This is a genomic window from Haloferula sp., from assembly GCF_049672945.1.
In the GTDB taxonomy this organism is placed as follows: domain Bacteria; phylum Verrucomicrobiota; class Verrucomicrobiia; order Verrucomicrobiales; family Akkermansiaceae; genus Haloferula.
The window spans coordinates 17169-36564 of the sequence record NZ_JBATWY010000189.1; the positions used below are offsets into that span (position 1 = coordinate 17169).

At 57.9% G+C, this 19396-nt stretch carries 13 protein-coding genes; 8 read left to right on the forward strand and 5 right to left on the reverse strand.

Features of this window, described 5'->3' with window-relative positions:
* The first annotated feature begins 6 nt into the window (after positions 1 to 6).
* Positions 7 to 879, forward strand: coding sequence for an alpha/beta hydrolase (locus WBG04_RS17370; protein ID WP_424315972.1), 873 nt, complete (start codon positions 7 to 9; stop codon positions 877 to 879).
* Between the two features lie 71 nt (positions 880 to 950).
* Here WBG04_RS17370 and hpf read toward each other — a convergent pair whose 3' ends face one another.
* Both hpf and WBG04_RS17380 read right to left on the reverse strand, forming a co-directional pair.
* Complete coding sequence (gene hpf, locus WBG04_RS17375) at positions 951 to 1538, reverse strand: ribosome hibernation-promoting factor, HPF/YfiA family (RefSeq protein WP_424315973.1); 588 nt, start codon at positions 1536 to 1538, stop codon at positions 951 to 953.
* Between the two features lie 655 nt (positions 1539 to 2193).
* A complete protein-coding gene (locus WBG04_RS17380) occupies positions 2194 to 2958 on the reverse strand; it encodes a choice-of-anchor E domain-containing protein (RefSeq protein ID WP_424315974.1) in 765 nt (254 codons plus the stop codon).
* 215 nt (positions 2959 to 3173) lie between these two features.
* Between WBG04_RS17380 and hrpA the strand changes: the two genes are divergently transcribed.
* A complete protein-coding gene (gene hrpA / locus WBG04_RS17385; protein ID WP_424315975.1) occupies positions 3174 to 7004 on the forward strand; it encodes an ATP-dependent RNA helicase HrpA in 3831 nt (1276 codons plus the stop codon).
* A 245-nt stretch (positions 7005 to 7249) separates the two neighbouring features.
* Here hrpA and WBG04_RS17390 read toward each other — a convergent pair whose 3' ends face one another.
* Positions 7250 to 7555, reverse strand: a complete 306-nt coding sequence (locus WBG04_RS17390) for a Dabb family protein (protein WP_424315976.1) — start codon at positions 7553 to 7555, stop codon at positions 7250 to 7252.
* A 100-nt stretch (positions 7556 to 7655) separates the two neighbouring features.
* Between WBG04_RS17390 and WBG04_RS17395 the strand changes: the two genes are divergently transcribed.
* From WBG04_RS17395 to WBG04_RS17410, 4 genes are all read left to right on the forward strand, one after another.
* On the forward strand, positions 7656 to 9125 hold the full coding sequence (locus tag WBG04_RS17395) for a glycoside hydrolase family 5 protein (RefSeq protein WP_424315977.1): 1470 nt from the start codon (positions 7656 to 7658) through the stop codon (positions 9123 to 9125).
* Between the two features lie 142 nt (positions 9126 to 9267).
* Positions 9268 to 10596, forward strand: coding sequence for a phospholipase D-like domain-containing protein (locus tag WBG04_RS17400; RefSeq protein WP_424315978.1), 1329 nt, complete (start codon positions 9268 to 9270; stop codon positions 10594 to 10596).
* A gap of 57 nt (positions 10597 to 10653) precedes the next feature.
* The gene (locus WBG04_RS17405) at positions 10654 to 12825 is read left to right on the forward strand and encodes a sulfatase/phosphatase domain-containing protein (protein ID WP_424315979.1); all 2172 of its coding nucleotides are present in this window, start codon (positions 10654 to 10656) and stop codon (positions 12823 to 12825) included.
* The gene (locus tag WBG04_RS17410; protein ID WP_424315980.1) at positions 12822 to 13334 is read left to right on the forward strand and encodes a protein-tyrosine phosphatase family protein; all 513 of its coding nucleotides are present in this window, start codon (positions 12822 to 12824) and stop codon (positions 13332 to 13334) included. Before WBG04_RS17405 ends, WBG04_RS17410 begins: the two co-directional genes overlap by 4 nt.
* 4 nt (positions 13335 to 13338) lie before the next feature.
* Here WBG04_RS17410 and WBG04_RS17415 read toward each other — a convergent pair whose 3' ends face one another.
* Positions 13339 to 15828, reverse strand: coding sequence for a glycoside hydrolase family 31 protein (locus WBG04_RS17415; protein WP_424315981.1), 2490 nt, complete (start codon positions 15826 to 15828; stop codon positions 13339 to 13341).
* Between the two features lie 193 nt (positions 15829 to 16021).
* On the opposite strand from WBG04_RS17415, the gene WBG04_RS17420 reads away from it, so the two are divergent.
* Positions 16022 to 17314, forward strand: a complete 1293-nt coding sequence (locus tag WBG04_RS17420) for a glycosyltransferase (protein ID WP_424315982.1) — start codon at positions 16022 to 16024, stop codon at positions 17312 to 17314.
* Positions 17311 to 18579, forward strand: a complete 1269-nt coding sequence (locus tag WBG04_RS17425) for a glycoside hydrolase family 57 protein (protein ID WP_424315983.1) — start codon at positions 17311 to 17313, stop codon at positions 18577 to 18579. Before WBG04_RS17420 ends, WBG04_RS17425 begins: the two co-directional genes overlap by 4 nt.
* 11 nt (positions 18580 to 18590) lie before the next feature.
* Here the strand turns inward: WBG04_RS17425 and WBG04_RS17430 are convergent.
* Positions 18591 to 19396, reverse strand: an 806-nt coding sequence (locus WBG04_RS17430) for a sensor histidine kinase (RefSeq protein ID WP_424315984.1), incomplete at its 5' end; no start/stop codon positions are given.

Genomic DNA, 19396 nt, shown 5'->3' on the forward strand with positions numbered 1-19396 from the left:
CGGCTGGTGTTTTTACGATTCGTCATTCTGTTCGGCTGCCTACTAGGGTGCTCGTGTTTCTCCCGCTCGCAGATTGGGCAGGCGTCGGGTGGGGATCAGGAGCTGTCTGCCGACCGGGAAGTGGTGTACAAGCGGGTTGGTGTCACCGACTTGAAACTTCACGTGTTTTGGCCGGCCGGTTGGAGGTCGGGTGACGGTCGGCCGGCGATCGTGTTTTTTCATGGTGGGGCCTGGAGTGGCGGCACCCCGACCCAATTCTATCCGCACTGCAGGTATCTTGCGTCGCGCGGGATGGTGGCGATGAGCGCCGAGTATCGGGTGAAGGTCCGCGACGGGACGACGCCGAAGGAAAGTGTGATGGACGGGAAGTCGGCGGTGCGATGGATTCGCGAGCATGCAAACGATTTGGGCGTGGATCCGAAGCGGGTGGCGGCGGGTGGAGGATCGGCCGGCGGACAGGTGGCGGCTGCGGCCGGGAACCTGAGTGGTTTCGATGAGGCGGGTGAGCGTCTCGGTGTCAGTTCGCGGCCGGATGCTTTGGTGCTCTTCAACCCGGTGGTCGACAATGGTCCCGAGGGCTTTGGCTACGAGCGGGTGAGCGACTACTGGCAGGAGTTTTCGCCGCTGCACAACCTGAGTGAGAAGAGTCCTCCGACCATCCTGTTCCTGGGGACTCGCGACAAGTTGATCCCGGTGGCGACCGGGAAGGAATATAAGCGGAGAATGGAATCTTTCGGGAGGAGGTGTGATCTGCATCTCTACGTCGGACGCAAGCATGGATTCTTCAATGTGAAGAACAGGCGGAACTACGGGCAGACGGTGGAGCAGATGGATGCGTTTTTGGTGTCACTCGGTTTTTTGAAGCCACAAGAAGAGTAGCTCCTTGAGAGGGCACAAGAAAGCCGGGGCCTGTTAGAGGCACCGGCTTTTTGTAATTGGCAAATGAATCCTCAGGCCTCCAGTCGCATGGCGGAGTATTCGCCGTCCTTGCGACGGTAGAGGATGGTCAGGCAATCGCGACGCGCGCTCTTGTAGAGGACGAACGGACGATCGGTGAGTTCGAGTTCCATGACGGCATCCTCCTTGTACATGGTACGGATGCGGTAGTTGTCGGTGTGCACGATGAAGGGCTCGGGATCGACTTCGGATTCTTCGGGGTGATCGAGGGCGGTTTCATCGTAGTAGCTTTCGTCGATGTAGCGGATCGACTCGTTGCGATGGGGACGACGCTTCTTCAGGAGACGTGTCTTCTGCTTGCGCATGCGACGGGCGATCTTGTCGATGGTCTCGTCGATGGCGGCATACATGTCCGGTCCTTCGGTGTGGGCTTCAATAACGATATGGTTGGCACAAAAGAGAATGATCTCCGCGATGTGTCGGTTTTTTTGGACGTCGAGAATGGCTTTGGCTTCGATGATGCGCGGGTAGTCGAGGTGGAGTCCTTCGATCTTCTTGTGGGCGTATTCGCGCAGCGAGGTGGTCACCGTTTCGTGACGGACCGTCACCGTGATGGGCAGGTTCACATTTTCAGTTTGCATCGTGTTGTTGCTTTTTGGTTTGGGTGTAATGGATGGCGGTTTTATCCGTCCTTATCCACTTAGCAGACTGGACCAGAATCGGCGAAAGCGCCATGCCGTTCTTGGAGAAAATGTGGCATCGCTTGATTTTTGGGGCTTGCAGGGTGGGGAGGGTGGCAAACTCGCTAATTGGAGGGACTTGCGGGGCAGGAAATTCGGGTTCTGTAGATGAAATCGAATGTCCGGAGAGGCCCCAGGGGCCATGGGAGTTGGAAGTCTATTGGCGGCCGGTTGGTCACTGTCTTGGCAGCGGCTGGATGGTTCTTGGGTTAGCGGTGTCGGGGACTGAGCGCCAGCGAACAAGAATGCGTGCTGGCGCGTGAAACGCCCGACCGGTGGCGGCTTATGACCACGCCGTAATGAGGAGCCCCGAATTTGTCGTGGCGGCGCCTAGTGGAATCAGAGGTGCGGAGTCCGATCCGGTAGACCGGAGGCTTCCATGCCGGGGTCCTGGCTCAGCTCCCTTCTACTGCTTTTGCTGTAGTAAATGGCAAACTGATGTTTGACGGATCCTTATGTCCGTTGGGATGAAGCAGAGTGAGGTCTTTCGGGTCGTCACGGCTGAACCAGTGTTGATGTCGTCCTGGAGCCATGCGAGCAGGTGTGGAGGGAAGTATTATCGCCTGCGGCGGGTTAAGCCGATCACAGTTCCTGCAAGTGAGAGGAGAAGAAAGGAGGGTTCCGGGACCGGGGTATAGATGAACTCAAGAGTGACATCTGATTCTTCCAATTGGTAAGACAGCTCAGCTTCGGCCGAGTTGAGATTGTCAGTGATCCAGATGTCATCGAGTGGAACCAATAAACCGAATGTGAGCTCTTGGACGGTGCCTACACCGACGAAGTCGGCGGAATTGAACTCATCGACACCTGGGAAGATTGATCCTTGGGCAGTGGGATTACCGAAGCTGTCGCCGGTGCTGGCGCTGGTGTTGCCTGTATCCCCGGTGAAATTCAACCCGATGGAATCGAAGGTTGTATCTGTCGCTACACTGACGAGGCGGTTGGAGCCTGTTGGCGTATAGAACACTCCGGCTTCAATTGCGCTTTGGAGCGAGAAATCGATCGAAAAAGGATTGCCCGGATCAATGATTTGAGAGTCCGGATCGTTGATTTGAAGGCCTAGATTCCAACTTGCTTGAATGTTGAGGCTGACTCTGACTTCAGTGAGAGTTCCCAGTGCGGGGTCAAATTTGTTGAATCCGGAAAGGGAGATCGAGTCGAGATATCCTGTCCCGGATTCACCGGAGTTTGATGAATCATAAAAATTTCCGCCAAAGACAGTGTTAAACCCAATGGTTTGGGAAGTGGTCGCTCCTTGAGCATTGTGGCTCAGCGGAACTGCTACCAAAATGGCGGAGTATAGAACGACTTTCCTATTCATCGCCTTCCATTACTGCTCGTGGTGATTCTTGGCAAGAGGATGTTCACGGTTTGAGAAAAGAAGTTCAAGCCCAAGGCACCTGCATTCTGTGGTGATGATCGTGGAATCACCGAAGATAGAAGGTGCCGACACCCTGCGGGCAGGTGGTTGGAGTAGGGAGGGTCTGCGCGCCCTAGGGGTCGACGGAGGATTCGCCCCTGATCTTGAGATCAGCCGTGAACGCTTGGGACGGGCGGGACAGCGTCCCGCGCTTCGATGGCGTGGGACTCTTCGAATTGGAAGGCGGAGGTGCTGGCTTGGGACTTGTGGATAGTGGGGGCGGGTATTATGTCCGCTGCGGCATGGGAGGGGGACTGCCAGATTGGAATTATCCGGAGGAGCTTCCGGTGGTGGCGCGGCGTGAGGACATCGTGGAGGCGATCCGTGATCATCAGGTGGTGGTGGTGGTGAGTGAGACGGGTTCGGGGAAGACGACGCAGTTGCCGAAGATGGTGGCGGAGGCCTTGGTGGGCAGTGGGGTGAAGGGGATCATCGGGTGCACGCAGCCACGGCGGATCGCGGCGGCGAGCGTGGCGGAGCGGGTGGCGGAGGAATTGAAGGTGCCGCTGGGGGGATTCGTGGGGTATCAGGTCAGGTTCGAGGACCGGACGACCAAGGAGACGCGGGTGAAATTCATGACGGATGGGATTCTGCTGGCGGAGACGCAGGGGGATCCGGATTTGCACGGGTATGCGGCGTTGATTCTGGATGAGGCGCATGAGCGGTCGCTGAACATTGATTTTCTGCTGGGGTATTTGAAGCGGCTGCTGGAGAAGCGGAAGGATCTGAAGGTGGTGATTTCTTCGGCGACGCTGGATGCGGGGGCGTTTGCGAGGTTTTTCGGAAACGGTGGGGATCATGACCGGGACGGTCATGCCACGGGTGTTCCGATGATTGAGGCGGAGGGGCGGACTTTTCCAGTGGAGGAGGTGTTCATGCCGGGGCGGGAGGATGAGGACGTGGTGGATGGGGTGTTGCGGGCCACGGATTGGCTGGGCGATGTGGGCGAGCAGGGGGATGTACTGGTTTTCCTGCCGGGTGAGCGGGAGATCCGCGAGTGTGCGGAAGCGCTGGAGGGGCGGCGCTATCGGAATACCGAGGTGCTGCCGCTTTTCGCCAGACTGGGGCTGGGGGATCAGCAGCGGGTGTTTCATCCCGGGCCGCAGCGGCGGATCGTGCTGGCGACGAATGTGGCGGAGACTTCGTTGACGATTCCAAGGATCGTCTGCGTGGTGGACTCGGGCTTGGCGCGGGTGAGCCGCTGGAGTCCGGGGCGTGGGGTGCAGCGCCTGCAGATTGAGGGGGTGTCGCAGGCGAGTGCGCGTCAGCGGAAAGGGCGATGCGGACGTGTCCGGGAGGGCGTGTGTGTGCGGCTCTATTCGGAGGAGGAACTGGAGGATCGGGCGGAATTTACGGATCCGGAGATTCGGCGAAGTTCCTTGGCAGGGGTGATTCTGCGGATGAAGTCGCTGGGACTGCCCGACATCGAGGAGTTTCCCTTTCTCGATCCACCGGCTCCGAAAGCGATCTCCGAGGGTTATCGTACTTTGCGGGAGGTTGGGGCCTTGGATCGGGATCGGAGTCTTACCGAGAGAGGTTGGTCGATGTCGCGGATGCCTGTCGATCCGCGACTGGCACGGATGTTGATGGAAGCGAATGAGGAAGGCGTGCTCGCCGCGGTGCTGCCGGTGGTGGCGGGGCTGGAGTCGAATGACCCGAAGGAACGTCCGGCCGAGAAGGCGAAGGAGGCGGACAAGGCGCATGAGAAGTGGCGCCATGAGGACAGCGATTTTCTCGGGATGCTGGGTATGTGGACGGACTTGCAGGAGTTCCGGAAGGGGAAGAAGTGGCAGGGGAACAAGCTACGCAAGTTCTGTAAGTTGAGGTTTTTGAACTACCGTCGGGTGACGGAGTGGGCGAATGTGCACGATGAGTTGCGGGATTTGTTGAAGCGGGAGTTGAAGTGGGATGTGGGGGGTATTGCTGCGGTGGATTCGGCGTCATTTCACCGCGCGCTTTTGGCGGGGGCTCCGAGACAGTTTGGTTTGTGGGATCGCGAGTCGAAGAGCTATCGAAGTGCGAGTGGTGGGTTCTTTGCCGTCTTTCCGGGCTCGGGATTGTTCGGCGGCAAGCGGAGCGACTGGGTGATGGGGATGGAGCTGGTGGAGACGACGCGTTTGTGGGCGCGGCGGGTGGCGAAGATCGATCCGGCCTGGGTCGAGCAGGTGGCGCCGCATCTTTGTCGCAGCCGCTACAGCGACGGGCACTGGGATGAGAACCAGGGCGCGGTCTATGCGAAGGAGACGGTGATTTGTGGCGGATTGCCGATCATCGCCGGAAGGAATGTCCATTTCGGACGGATCGATCCGGTGGCGGCGCGGAAGATTTTCATTCGGGAAGGGCTGTTGCAAGGGGGGGTGAAGGGCGAGTCGAAGGCGGTGGCCCGATTGGCGGAGTTGCGGGAAGAGATCGAGTCAATCGAACACAAGCTGCGTCGCGGCGGAGGTCTTTGGAGCGAGGAAGCGGTGGTGGATTTCTTCGAGAGCCGGCTGCCCGAGGGGATGTGCACGGCCAAGGCCTATCATCGATGGCGGAAGGAGCATGAGGAGGGAAATCTTCCGACCCGGGAGGATGTGGTGTTGGAAGATTTGGAGGACCTGGATCTTTCGGGTTTCCCGGATTCGATCGTCCACCGTGATCAGGAGTACGCCTTGTACTATCGTTGTGCCGCCGGCGAGCGGGATGATGGGGTGACCCTTGGCGTGCACATTGATCAGCTTCCGGGTTTGCCGGACTGGTTGCCGGGCTGGGGGGTGCCGGGAGACTTGTGGTACCGGACGGAGTGGATGATTCGTTCCTTGCCGAAGGATCTGCGGCGGGAGTGTCAGCCGGTGGCGGAAAGAGCGGATGAATTTACGGATCTCTGGAGGGATCGCGAGAAGGAGGGGGCTTTCGAAGTACTACTGGCGAAGTACTTGAGTGAGGTCAGCGGCTTCGAAGTGTTGCCCGGAAGTTTCAACAGGGATCGTCTGCCTGAGCACCTCGTCACCAAGGTATGGATTTGCGATGATGCGGGTGAGGAGTTGGCGTTTGGAACTTGTGTCGATGCATTGAAGGAAGCCTTGGGAAGTCTGGTGACGGAGCGCTTTGAGGAAGCCGCGAACGAGGAATGGGAGCAGGCGGGGTGGATGGAGTGGCCGGAGGGTGAGGTGCCCGAATCGACGGAGACCGCAGCAGGGACGGCGTATCCTGCTTTGGTTGACGAGGGTGAGAGCGTGGGAACGAGAGCGTTTTCGAGGCGGGAGGAAGCGGCGGAATCGCATCGGGCTGGCCTGGTGCGCTTGCTGGCGCTGGCGCAGCCGGAGCAGGTGGCTTATGTGCGGAAGAAGATGCCGCTGGGCTTGATGGCGAAAGTCGAGTTGCCGAAGATGGCATGTCCCTTGGATGACCTGATCGCGCTGGCGGGGGAAGGAACGCTGGGACCGGACTGGATTTCCACGGCGGAGGAATTTTCATCACGCGCGGAGAGTGCTCGCGGAAGTTGGTGGGAGTCGGCCCAGAAGATCGGAGCGTCTCTGGATCGGAGCGTGGATGAATTGCAAGCGATCAGGGAGTGGCTCCATGAGCACCGCGCGGATCGTCATCTGGGGGAAGTGGCGGAAGATTTGGAAGAGCAGCTGAGCTGGTTGTTTCGCAAGCGCTTCGCCTGGCGGGCGGGCTATGCGCGGATTATCGACTATCAGCGCTATTTACGGGGTATCCAGTCGCGGATCGGTCGACTGGGAAGTCTTCCTTTGGTCAAGGATCTCGAGAAGATGGACCGGGTGCGGAAGTATTGGGAGCCTTGGTATGCGGAGTGGGCGAAGCGACCTGATGATCCGGCTCTATGGGATTATGGCTGGAAGCTTGAGGAGTTTCGTATCTCGATCTTTGCGCCGGATGTGGGTGCGGTGGGAAAGGTGAGCGAGAAGGTGTTGGAGAAGTGCCGGGTGGCCGCTGGGCTTTGATCGGTGGGGCGCTGGAAAATTGAAACGCCAAGACGCCAAGGACGCCAAGTTGGAGGTGATGTTGGCGGAGGGGATGGGTGACTCCTTGTGGGGTTGAAACGTCGCTACGCGACATGGGTTCAATGGGCTTGGACTCCGTGGACTGAAGTCCACGGCCAACGTGGATCGTCCCAAAGGGACGGGGAGCCGCTCGATCAGGCACTTCTTTGGCTCTGATCTGTCGTCCCGATGGGACGGGGAGTTGCTCAACCCGGCAGCAAGTCTCTGACTTGGATGCTTTCCCACCAGTTCTTGAAGTTGGCGACGAATTTGTCGTGGTCGGGATGAACCTGATAGGCGTCCTGGTCTTCGACCGATTTGAACTGCATTGAGGTGGCGTAGTCCCATGACTGGTCGATGACAGGGCGCTCCATGACGGGCGCGGGCTTTCCCCAGATGCCGCCGGCGACTGACGGGATCTTGAACAGGGCGGCGAGTCCGGCTTCGAAGAGGGCGCGGTCGGCGTCGTTCTTATGCTCGGGTTTCAGCCAGAAATAGACGTGATGTTCCATGTCTTGAAAGTAGCGCGATAAAGAGTGGGGAGCAAGGGTGGGATGATGTAGGGTGTCGCGCGTGCGATGGCTGCTTTTGATCTTGATGGCTGGGCTGGGCGTGGCCGAAGAGCTCCCGCTGAAAGTGGCGAGTGAGGGCAGGTTGCAGTTGATAGTGCCTGCGAGTGGGCAGCCGATCGGAGAGGTTCAGGTTTCTAGGGGGACTTCCGGGCGCGGGAGCTGGCTCGAAGACGCGGGTGAGCGTGAGCGACTGGTGGATGTCAGCTTTGCCGTGGATTGGTGGCGATGGCGTGATCTTGAGATTGCCTTCATGCCGAATTCGGATGGTTCGATCGAGCTCCACCTCAGTGGGCCATGGGCTGAAGAGGCGCCGGGGGTGATCTTTCGGCAGGAGATATTGTGGGACGGGCTGGAGGCGCAAGGAACGGAAATCTTGAATGGGGACTTTGCGTCCATGGATGGTTGGGAATCGCCATGGCGGAGTGCATTGACTGCTGATCAGTGGCCGATCGAAGGGAGGGAGCTGGCAGCTTCATGGCACGGTCGGCCTTTGGTTCAGCAGCTCAAGGTGAAGGCAGGCCGGGAGGTGAGAATCACGTTGAAAGCAAGGGCGGCGGTGGTTCCGGGATATGTCGAACCTGTGAAGCTGAAGGGGAAGACTGCGGCGCATCGTGCCAACTCGCTAATGAAGCGTGGAGTGAATCTCGGCAACTGCTGGGAAGCTCCACCAGGGTCGTGGGGGATTCGTTATGATGTGAGTGATATCGATCGCATCGCTGCTGCGGGATTCGATCACGTGCGGGTGCCGGTGGCTTGGCATTTTCACATGGAGGGAGGAAAGATATCTCCAGCCTTTCTCAAGGAACTGGAGCCGGTCCTTAGAAGAGCATTGGAGAAGAAAATGATCGTGATGCTGAACTGGCATCATTTTGATGACCTCACCTCGGATCCGGACGGCAAGTTGGGAGCGTTTGTCGGGGGATGGCGTGCCGTTGCAGCGCACTTCGCCGATTGGCCTTCAGGGCTGTATTTCGAATTACTGAATGAACCGAAAGGTGAGCTTGGTGGATCGAAGCTCAACGAGGTACATGCCGCGACGATTGGTGCGATTCGCGCGATTAGTGCGGAGCGGATCATCGTGGTGAATCCAGGGCGATGGGCGACGACGAATGCCTTGGGTGAACTGCACCTTCCTGATGGCGATGATCGAATTATTGTCAGTGTTCATTGTTACGCGCCATTTGAGTTCACCCACCAGGGAGCGGAGTGGGTCGATCTGGAGCATGTCAAAGGTGTCGAGTTTCCCGGAAATCTTCCCCTGCTGTATGAGCAGGAACTCGACGATGCGGTGGCCTGGTCCAAGCACTTCGGAAGGCCGGTTCACTTGGGTGAATTCGGCGCTTATTCGACAGCAGATATTGAATCACGTCGTCGCTATGCCAGAGCCTTGAGGAAAGCGGCTGAGGCGCGGGGAATTCCGTGGTGCTGGTGGGAGTGGAAAGCGGGTTTCGGTTGCTGGGATGGAGAGAAGAACGAGCCCATACTGATCAGGGAACTGATGGGTGAGTGAATTGCGGAGCTTGAGGTGGGAAGGTATTGCGGCCAGTCTGGTTCCAGTGTTCGGAAAAACAGGAGTGATTGTCGCTGGTGGGTCGTGTCTTCTATGCTCGTGCGGGAGTATTGCGGAAAATGCGACAAGGTCTTATGAGCGATTGCCTCCGGCAGCGGCGACGGCGATGCTGGGAAGGACGGCTTTTCGTGCGACGGCGGTGGCGACGCTTCGTCAGCCGGTCACGTCGACCAAGACAGGCTTCGCCTTATGGTGGCACCGTTCGCGGGAAATCATGGTTGGCAACGTGCCGGTATCGATGTCGCTGGCGGAGGTTCCGAATGAACAGCCTGGTAGCGAAGCTTTCGAGCGATTCCTCGACCAGGAAGGACTGCCCAAACGAGAGCTGGGAAGCATCCGGTGTCTTGTTGATGGTCCGGAATTCTTCTCAGAGTTCGACCGGCAGCTTGCTGCGGCGAATAAGTCGGTCGACGTGCAGATCTACATTTTTGATAACGACGACATTGGGGTGCGCTATGCTCGCAAATTGGCAGCGAAGTCGAAACACGTGCCGGTGCGCGTGATCTTCGATGACCTCGGGACGAACACGGCAATGATTTCGCCACCGCTGACACCGGCTCCGAAGGGCTTCGTGCCGCCTGATGACATGAAGGACTGTTTGCAGCAGGATTCCGAAGTAGAGGTCAGGAGGACACTCAATCCGTGGTTGGTGGCGGACCATACCAAGTTGATGGTTTTCGACAACAAGACGGCGATCCTTGGAGGCATGAACATCGGCCGGGAGTACTACTCCGAATGGCACGACCTCATGCTGAAGGTGGAAGGGCCGGTGGTCGGGAGTCTCGCGCGTGAGATCCAGTCGGCATGGAGAAAATCGGGGCCGTGGGGAGATTATTCAGGGTTTTTTCCGCGGCGGACCATCCAGTGGCCGGAGGCGAAAGGGGGGGAAACCCTGATGCGGTTGCTCAGGACGGATGCAGCAGCGGGTCGATCCGAGGTTCTGAAGGCTGCGATTGCCGCGATGCGGGCGAGTCGGGAGCGGATTTGGATTGAGAACCCGTATTTTGCTTCCGACGATCTCGTGCGTGCGGCGCAAGAGGCGGCGAGGCGGGGTGTGGACGTGCGGGTAGTCTTTCCTGCGGAGAATGATTCGTCGTTGATGGAGGCGTCAAATCTGGCGACAGCGCGCGAGTTGATTGCCGCCGGGGTGAAAGTCTACCACTATCCCCGCATGACCCACTTGAAGGCGATGATCTGCGATGGGTGGGCGACGGTTGGCTCGGCGAATTTCGACATCCTGAGCATGAGGATCAATCGTGAGCTGAATCTTGCGTTTTCGGACGAGCGGAGCGTGAAGGATCTGGCGGACTCAATTTTTCTTCCTGATTTCCGGCGTTCGAAGAGGGTTCGGATGAAGGACACGGAGTCGTCGGTGGCTCCTTTCGCGGAGTTGATTGCGGACCAGCTTTAAGGGCGGCTGACGGAATAAGTTGCAAGGTAGGGAAGCAGCTGACGTAGTTGCTGACGTATGCGCGTATTTTTGTTGCTTGGGGCTCTTTGTTCGATCGTTTTTGCCAAAGAGCGACCTAATATTGTTTTCATCTTTTCCGACGACCATGCGTTGAATGCGATTTCGGCTTATCGCGGACCGCTGAAAGAAGTCGCACCGACACCGAATCTGGACCGGATTTCCAATGAAGGGATGATCTTCACGAGATCGTACTGCACGAATTCGATCTGCGGTCCATCGCGGGCGGCGATCCTGACCGGCAAGCACAGCCACATCAACGGCTTCCTGGACAACAACAGTTCGAGGTTCGACGGCAGTCAGACGACCTTTCCCAAATTACTGCGTGAGTCCGGCTACCAGACGGCGATCATCGGCAAATGGCATTTGGTTTCGGAACCCGAGGGTTTCGATTTCTGGGAAATCCTGCCGGGTCAGGGAAGTTATTATAATCCGGATTTTCTGCAGCAAGGCGGCAAGAAGAAGCGGTATGAAGGATACTGTACGGATCTCATCACGGATCGGGCGATTGAGTGGCTCGATTCACGCGACAAGAACAAGCCCTTCATGTTGATGTGCCAGCACAAGGCACCCCATCGCAACTGGAGTCCCGCACCGCGTCACTACGATCTCTTCGAGGATGAGGAGATTCCGGAGCCGGAAACCTTGTTTGACGACTATTCCGGGAGAAGTGAGACATTGAAGAAGCAGGCAATGTCGATCGCCAAGGACATGTATTGGGGTCATGACATGAAGCTTCATGGCGAAAACCTCTTTCCGGAGGATTTTGCCTCCGGTATCAAGAATGGTGAGTATGGCCGAATGACTGCCGAGCAGAAGAAGGCCTGGGATGCGGCGTATGAGCCGCGGAATCAGGAGATGATTGAGAAGGTCCGATCCGGCGAGTTGAAGGGCGATGAGATCACACGCTGGAAGTATCAGCGCTACATCAAGGACTACCTGCGCTGCATCCGTGCGGTGGACGAGAATGTTGGACGGGTGCTGGATTACCTCGATGAGAATGGGCTGAAGGACAACACGATCGTCATTTATTCTTCGGACCAGGGTTTCTACCTCGGTGAGCATGGATGGTACGACAAACGCTGGATGTTTGAGGAAAGCCTTTCGATGCCCTTTCTCATCCGGTGGCCGGGGGTGATTGAACCTGGTTCAAGAACGGGGACGATGATCCAGAACATCGACTACGCTCCGACCTTCCTCGAAATCGCCGGGGTTGAAATTCCTGAAACGGTGCAGGGCAGGAGCCTGCTGCCGGTGCTGAATTCATCGGGAGGGAAACCTGATGATTGGCGAGAAGGGATCTACTATTATTACAGTGGGGAGAGGACGCACCAGGTGGCGGCTCACGACGGGGTCCGGGATGAACGTTACAAGCTGATGTATTTTCCGGGGGATGACGAATGGAATCTGTTTGATCTGGAGAAGGATCCGCAGGAGATGAGGTCCGTGCACGACGATCCCGAGTATGCGCCGGTGCTGGCGAAGATGAAGGCACTTTATGACAATTTGCGTTCCCAATACCGGATGGGCGTGGCCACGGTTCCGGCACACCGCAATGGCGAGGGCTGGTGGCAGCAGCGGCATGCGTCAAAGGTCAAGGAGGCGAAGAAGGGAGGCTATGAGCTGGTTTTCATCGGAGATTCGATCACTCAGGGATTCGAGGGCGTGGGTAAGGTGGCGTGGGACGAGTTCTACAAGGACCGCAAGGCTTTGAATCTAGGGTATTCCGGCGACCGGACCGAACATGTGCTGTGGCGCCTGATGAACGGGGAGCTGGAGAACGTGGATCCGAAACTGTTCGTGCTGATGATCGGGACGAACAATACGGGGCATCGTCAGGACCCGCCGGAGGAGACGGCGATGGGGATTCAATTGATTCTCGAGCTGTTGCAGGATCGCAAACCGGACGCTGAAATCCTCCTGCTGTCCGTCTTTCCCCGGGACCCCAAGCCCGATGGCAAGCTGCGCAAGATCAATGAGGGGATCAACGAGTTGATTCAGCCGATGGCGGATGGCAAGCAGGTTCACTGGCTCGATCTGAGCGAGGTGTTTCTCGATGACGACGGTGTTCTCCCCGAGACCGTGATGCCTGACAGCCTTCATCCGAAGGCGCTCGGCTATGACATGTGGGTGGAGGGGATGGAGCCAAAGATCAAGGACTTGCTGGAATGAGTCCGGAGAAGGTGCAGATGTATGAGGCGGTCAAGGGAGTGGTTTTCGCCGGTGAGTATCCGGGGTTCTGGAAGCCCAAGCTTGCGCTGAAGCGCTTGAACTTCGTGGTTGGGCAGGGAGTCACGACCTTCGTCAATCTGACGACCAAGCACGATCAACTGGAACCCTATGAAGGCCTGCTGGCGGGGATCGATCCGGGGTTGAAGCACTTGCCTTTTCCCATTCCGGACATGGACGTGCCGTCATCGGACGAAGTGATGTCGCAAGTGCTTGCGGCGATCCGCCGTGAAGGGGAGGCGGGTCGCGTTTGCTACGTGCACTGCTGGGGCGGGATCGGTCGCACCGGCACGGTGATCGGGTGCTTGTTCCGAGAGCAGGGATTGGGAGCGGACGAGGCTTTGGAGAAGGTGCAGTCGCTCTATGCGAAAGGGATGCCCAAGGTAGCCCGGAACCCCCATTCACCGCAAACGCGGAAGCAGTGCGACTATGTGCGGGACTGGGGCGGGTGAGGTCCTACTTTTCAGGCTGCGACTGCCGCGCTGAGGGCTTTGTTGAAGGCGCCTTCGCCGGTTTCCACTCGAGGTTGACCGAGTAGAAGTTCTTGTGGGTGTTGACCCGGTAGCGACCGTCGTCACCGCGGACGGCGCGCTGTTCATGGTCATCGATGACGACCTTGATGTCCGGTTCCTCACTATTGATGCCACAGAAGGTCAGGTGGATGGTTTCGTAGCCGGGTTCCCAATGGCCCTGCCATTCCCGGTGCAGGTTCAGATGTCCTGCACTTCCCTTGAGATGAATTCTTGATTCGCGGTAGCCGCCGTCGCGCCATGCCTGGCCATCGCCATCATCTTCATACCACTCGCTTGTCTCCTCGCCATTCTTGGTCCAGATGCGGAGCTCGGGTTCGGGGTGTTCGATTTCTCCGACATACTGCTGGACCGGCCAGTGGGGAATGATCGCACCGCTGCGGACGAAGACCGGGATGCGATCGAGGGGACATTCGATCCAGATGTCCTTGGCGACCGCCTTCGGGTGGGAGTCGTCGTGGTAGGCAAACCAATCTCCTTTGGGAAGATAGAGGAAGCGACCTTCTTCGCCTTCTTCCATGATTGGGACGACGTAGATGTGATCGCCGAAAAAGAACTCGGCACTCCGCCAGTAGGCGTCTGGGTTCTTGAAGTCGACGAATGGGAGCGAGCGCAGCATCGGGGTGCCGTCGCGGACATACTGGCGGAAGGTGGTGTAGATGGTGGGAAGAAGCTGGTAGCGGAACTCGATGGCATCGCGCACCCGCTCGGTGGTTTTTTTGTCGAATGACCAGGGTTCCTGTTCGCCGTGATCACCCGATGAGTGGGTGCGGAAAAAGGGATGGAAGACGGCGAGCTGGACCCAGCGGAGGTAGAGCTCGGCCGAGGGTGTTTCGATGAAGCCACCGACATCGGAGCCGATGAAGGACATGCCACAGGAGGCCAGACGCTGGCACTGGAGATTGGCGATGCTGAGGTGCTCCCAGGAGGCGACATTGTCGCCGGTCCATGCGCAGGCGAAGCGCTGGGTGCCGGCGTAGGCTGAGCGGGTGATGGAGAAGGTGCGGCGGCCGTTGCCACTGCGGCGCAGGCCTTCTTGAGTGGCACGGACCATTTGCATCCCGTAAACATTGTGGGCCTTGCGGTGGGAGCAGGGGTGTCCGTCGTAGTTGTGACGCACGTCGCGTGGGAAGGTGCCTTCTTCGAAGACGGCGGGTTCGTTCATGTCGTTCCAGATGCCGCGGACACCGGTCTCGGCGATCAGGTTGTGGAACAGTCCGGCCCACCAGTCGCGGACTTCGGGATGGGTGAAGTCGGGGAAGTGGCAGAGGCCGGGCCAGACGGAGCCCTTGAAAAGCGATCCGTCCTGACGTCGGCAGAAGTAGCCTTTTTCGTAAGCTTCCTGCCAGACCGGGTATTCGGGGTCGATTTTCAGGCCGGGGTCGATGATGGCGACGGTTTTAAAGCCGTCCTTTTCGAGATCGGCGATCATCTTCTTCGGCTCGGGAAAGCGTTCGGCATCCCAAGTGAAACAGCGGTAGCCGTCCATGTAGTCGATGTCGAGATAGAGCGCGTCGCAGGGGATGCGGCGTGAGCGGAAGCCGTCGGCAATCCCGCGCACGACGGCTTCGGGGTAGTAGCTCCACTTGCACTGATGGTAGCCGAGGGTCCAGAGCGCCGGCATGTTGACGAGACCGGTGAGACGGGTGTAGCGGCGGATGACATCGAGGGGTTCCGGGCCATGAATGAAGTAGTAGTTCATCTCCCCACCTTGGGAGAAAAACGATGTCACATCCGGGCTTTCGGCACCGAGGTCGAAGGAGGTGCGGAAGGTGTTGTCGAAGAAAATGCCGTGAGCGGTGCCTTTGCAGAGGCTGATGTAGAAGGGGATGTTTTTGTAGAGCGGATCGGTATCGGGGGTGTAGGCGTAGGTATCGCTGCCCCACATCTGGAAGCGCCGACCACGCAGGTTGAGATCGCAGGATTTGTCGCCGAGGCCGTAAAAGTATTCTTCGGACTGACAGACCTTGCTCATTTTGACGATCTCGCCGCCATACTGCTTGTTGTCCTGCCAATGGTAGCCCTTGTCGTCCTGGCTGAGGATCGTTCCAGTATTGGTGTCGGTGACCGTGGTCTTGAGTCCGCTGCGGTTGACCCGAATGGAGAGGCTCCCGGTTTTGATGGCGACGCCATCGCCGAACTCAACGACTTCGTGTTCGGGAACCACGGGTTGGTAATTCGGGTCGAGGGCATAGCTGAAGTCGTCCTCGAAGCGGCCTTCGGGCGTGAAGCGGAAGCGTACTACCCCGTCGCATACGAGTGAGACGCGAAGCAGCACGCCGTTGTCGGTGAGAAACTCGAAAACGCCATCGGCAGGCTGGCGAAATTCGACGACCCGACCGGGAAAAAAATCGGCGACTCCTTTTGAGCCGCGGGCCTTTTCCATGTAGTTGCCTGAGAAATCTTCGGATGCCATCGGTGGGGTCAGATTAATGTGGAGCGGCGATCGTGCCAAGCCCGCGAACACGGCAGAGAGCTTGAAGATTGAGGGCACGATGGGGTTACGTGGATACCCGCAAATTCTCTGGACTTTGGCGCAGTGGATGCTCAGAGATTGAAAGGTTGGGATCGAGGCTAAGTTGTTTTCTCGGGGCAACCGCTTTTTCCCCATGAAACGCCTGCGGATACTGAAACTGGGATGGGAATTTCCCCCATTGATCAATGGGGGCTTGGGAATTGCCTGCCTTGGGATTTCGAGGGCTCTGGCCAAGCACGTCGATCTCCAGGTGATCGTCCCGAAAAGCGCGGCCGATACGCATTTCGATGGTTTCACGCTCACCGGGCTCAACAATCTGAAGGCGACGCAGTTGGTGACGACCGAGGAGAAGTATCGCTATGAGAGTTTCGCCCGCATCGAGCGGGTTCCCATTCATCTGGATCCTTACTCCAGCGAGGAAACGACGGTGGAGAAGATCCGCATGGAGCCGGGGGGTGAGGTGACGTTCTCGAAGACGACGCAGGTTCAGTTGGATCGTTTCAAGATGGACGACCTCTATGGCGGTGATCTCGCGATGAAGGTGATCGAGTTTTCCAAAGTGGCGGCGAAGCTGGCGATGCTGCAGGACTTCGATCTGGTCCACGCCCACGACTGGATGACCTATCTTGCCGGAGTGGAGGTGAAGAAGGCGACCGGCAAGCCGCTGGTGGTGCACGTGCATGCCTCGCAGTATGATCGAGCGGGTGCGGATGCGCGTGGCTGGATTTACGAGGTGGAAAAGTATGGGATGGAAGAGGCGGATCGGGTGATTCCGGTCAGTCAATACACCGGGCAGGTTTGTGCGGGGCATTATGGCATTGATCCGGAAAAAATTCGGCCGGTGCACAATGGAGCGGACCCGGTGGATGTCTTCCAGATGAAGAAGAAGTTCCCGGAGAAGCTGGTGCTGTTTCTCGGTCGTTTGACCGCCCAGAAGGGTCCCGAGTTCTTTCTGGAGATCGCGGCGAAGGTCCTGGAAAAAAACAAGGACGTGCGCTTCGTGATGGCCGGAACCGGTGAGCGATTGCGGCCGCTGATCGAGAGCGGTGCCTTCCGCGGGCTGGGCGACTATTTCCATTTCACGGGATTTCTCAACAAGGAGAAGGTGAATGAATTGCTTTCGATGACCGACGTCTACTGCATGCCCTCGGTCTCGGAGCCCTTTGGTCTTTCGGCGCTTGAGGCGGCACAGTTCGGGATTCCGGCAGTGATCTCCAAGCAGTCAGGATGTGCCGAGGTGCTCAAGGGGGCGCTGGTGGCGGACTTCTGGGATACGGAATTGATGGCCAAGCACATCAGCGATTTGCTTTCGGACGAAGTGCTCCGCGAAAAGGTCGTGAGGCAGGCGGCCGAGGATATCACATCGTCGACCTGGGATGCCGCGGCGGAAAAGGTGGTCGAGATCTATCACGAGTTGGTACCTTGAAGTCGAAACTCCCAGCCTCGGCCCCGGATGTGTCCCTCTACTTTCAGGTTCACCAGCCGAATCGCCTGATTCCCTACGATTTCTTTCGTATCGGGGAGCATGCCTTTTATGAAGACGATCTCTTGAATGCGGAGATTCTCTCGAAGGTTTCCGAGAAGTGTTATCTGCCGGCGAACGCGATGTTCGAGCGTTTGCTGAAGAAGCACAAGGGAGGCTTCCGGATCGCGATGTCGATCAGTGGCACGGTGATCGAGCAGATGAAGGCGCATCGCCCGGATGTGCTGAAGTCTTTCCAGAGTCTGGTGGCCACGGGGCATGTGGAATTGCTGGCGGAGACCTACTATCACTCGCTTGCTTATCTTCATTCCAAGAAGGAATTCGAGCGCCAGGTGGAGATGCATCTGGACCTGATGGAGGAGGTTTTTCAAGTGAGGCCGCGTGTGTTTCGCAATACGGAACTGATTTACAACAACGCCATTGCCGCGCAGGCGGAAACGATGGGCTTCGATGGCATTTTGGCCGAGGGTGTGAACTGGGCGCTCAATGGCAAGTCACCGAACTTCCTCTACCGGGCGCCCGAGGTCACCCAGTTGAAGACGATTCTGCGGAATCCCGGCTTGTCCGACGATGTGGGTTTTCGCTTTTCGGACAAGAACTGGAGCGAGTGGCCGCTGACTCCTGAGAAGTTCGCCGAGTGGATCGCGGAGTCCGATGGGGATGTGGTGAATCTGTTCATGGACTATGAGTCCATTGGTGAACATCAATGGGAAGATACCGGCATCTTCGAGTTCTGGGAAAAGCTACCTCAAGCCGTGATTAATGAAGACATCCGCTGGGTCACGCCTGGCGAGGTGGTGGACTTGTACCGGGCTTCGAAGGAGTATGATTGCCACTGGCCGACATCATGGGCGGATGCGGAGCGCGACTTGAGTGCGTGGATGGGAAATGTGATGCAGCAGGAAGCGATCGGGAAGATTCATCGACTCGAGGACGAGGTGCTGGCGGCGAAGGATGATGATCTAACAAGAGTGTGGGCGAAACTTCAGACCTCGGACCATTTTTACTGGATGTCGACCAAGGGTGGGACGGATGGCGGGGTTCATCAGTACTTTTCGCCGTATGAGTCATCGTATGACGCCTACATCTATTTCATGAATACGCTCGCGGATTTGCAGGTCCGTTTGAAACGGATACGGGAAAAGGAGTCGCAGTCGACGAAGACGAAGGAGCTCAAGCCCGAGGCGGTGAAGAAGGCGGGCTCCTGAACTGATTCGGCTTAGGCTGAAAGTGCGTCGTCGGGCTTGCTTTCACTGAGGCGAACCTCTGCTTCGAACGGGATTTCGATGGTGAAGCGGGTGTCGACTCCGGGCGTCGAGGTGACGTTGATGCTTCCGCCATGGGCTTCGATGGCGCGTTTGACAATCGATAGGCCGAGTCCGGTGCCTTTGATCTCTTCCTGGGAGTGATGCTTCTCAACACGGTAGAAGCGGCGAAAGATGTGGGTGAGATCCGCGCTGGGAATGCCGACGCCATCGTCGGCGACCCAGATCCGAGTGACGCCGTCAACTCGTTCACAGCCGATCGATACACTCAGTCCTTTGCGTGGGTTCTGTTTCAGGGCGTTTTCAACCAGATTGAATAGGACCTGGGTCCAGTAGAAGCGATCCCCCAGAATGGTGAGGTCCTCGTCCGGCATTTCGATCTTGATGTTCGCCTGCTGACCTTGAATGACGAGTTCCAGGCGTTCGAGGACATCCTGAATGCATGAGCGGAGACGAAAGGGTTTGATTTTGAGAGCCGCTGCTTCACCGGACTCGAGGCGGGAGATCACGAGCATGTCTTCGACGATGCGGGCAATGCGCTCGGTGTGCTTGCGCATGATTTTGAGGAAACGCCTTGTAAGATCAGGGTCTTCGAGAAGCCCGTCGTCGAGGAGGTTCTCCAGATAGCCATTGATGATCGCCAGAGGTGTCCGGAGTTCATGAGAGGCATTGGCCACGAAGTCCTTTCGAACCTGTTCGGTTTGGTGTTCGCTGGTCACGTCACGGATGACCACCCGGGTCGTTGGTTTTTGTTCCGGAC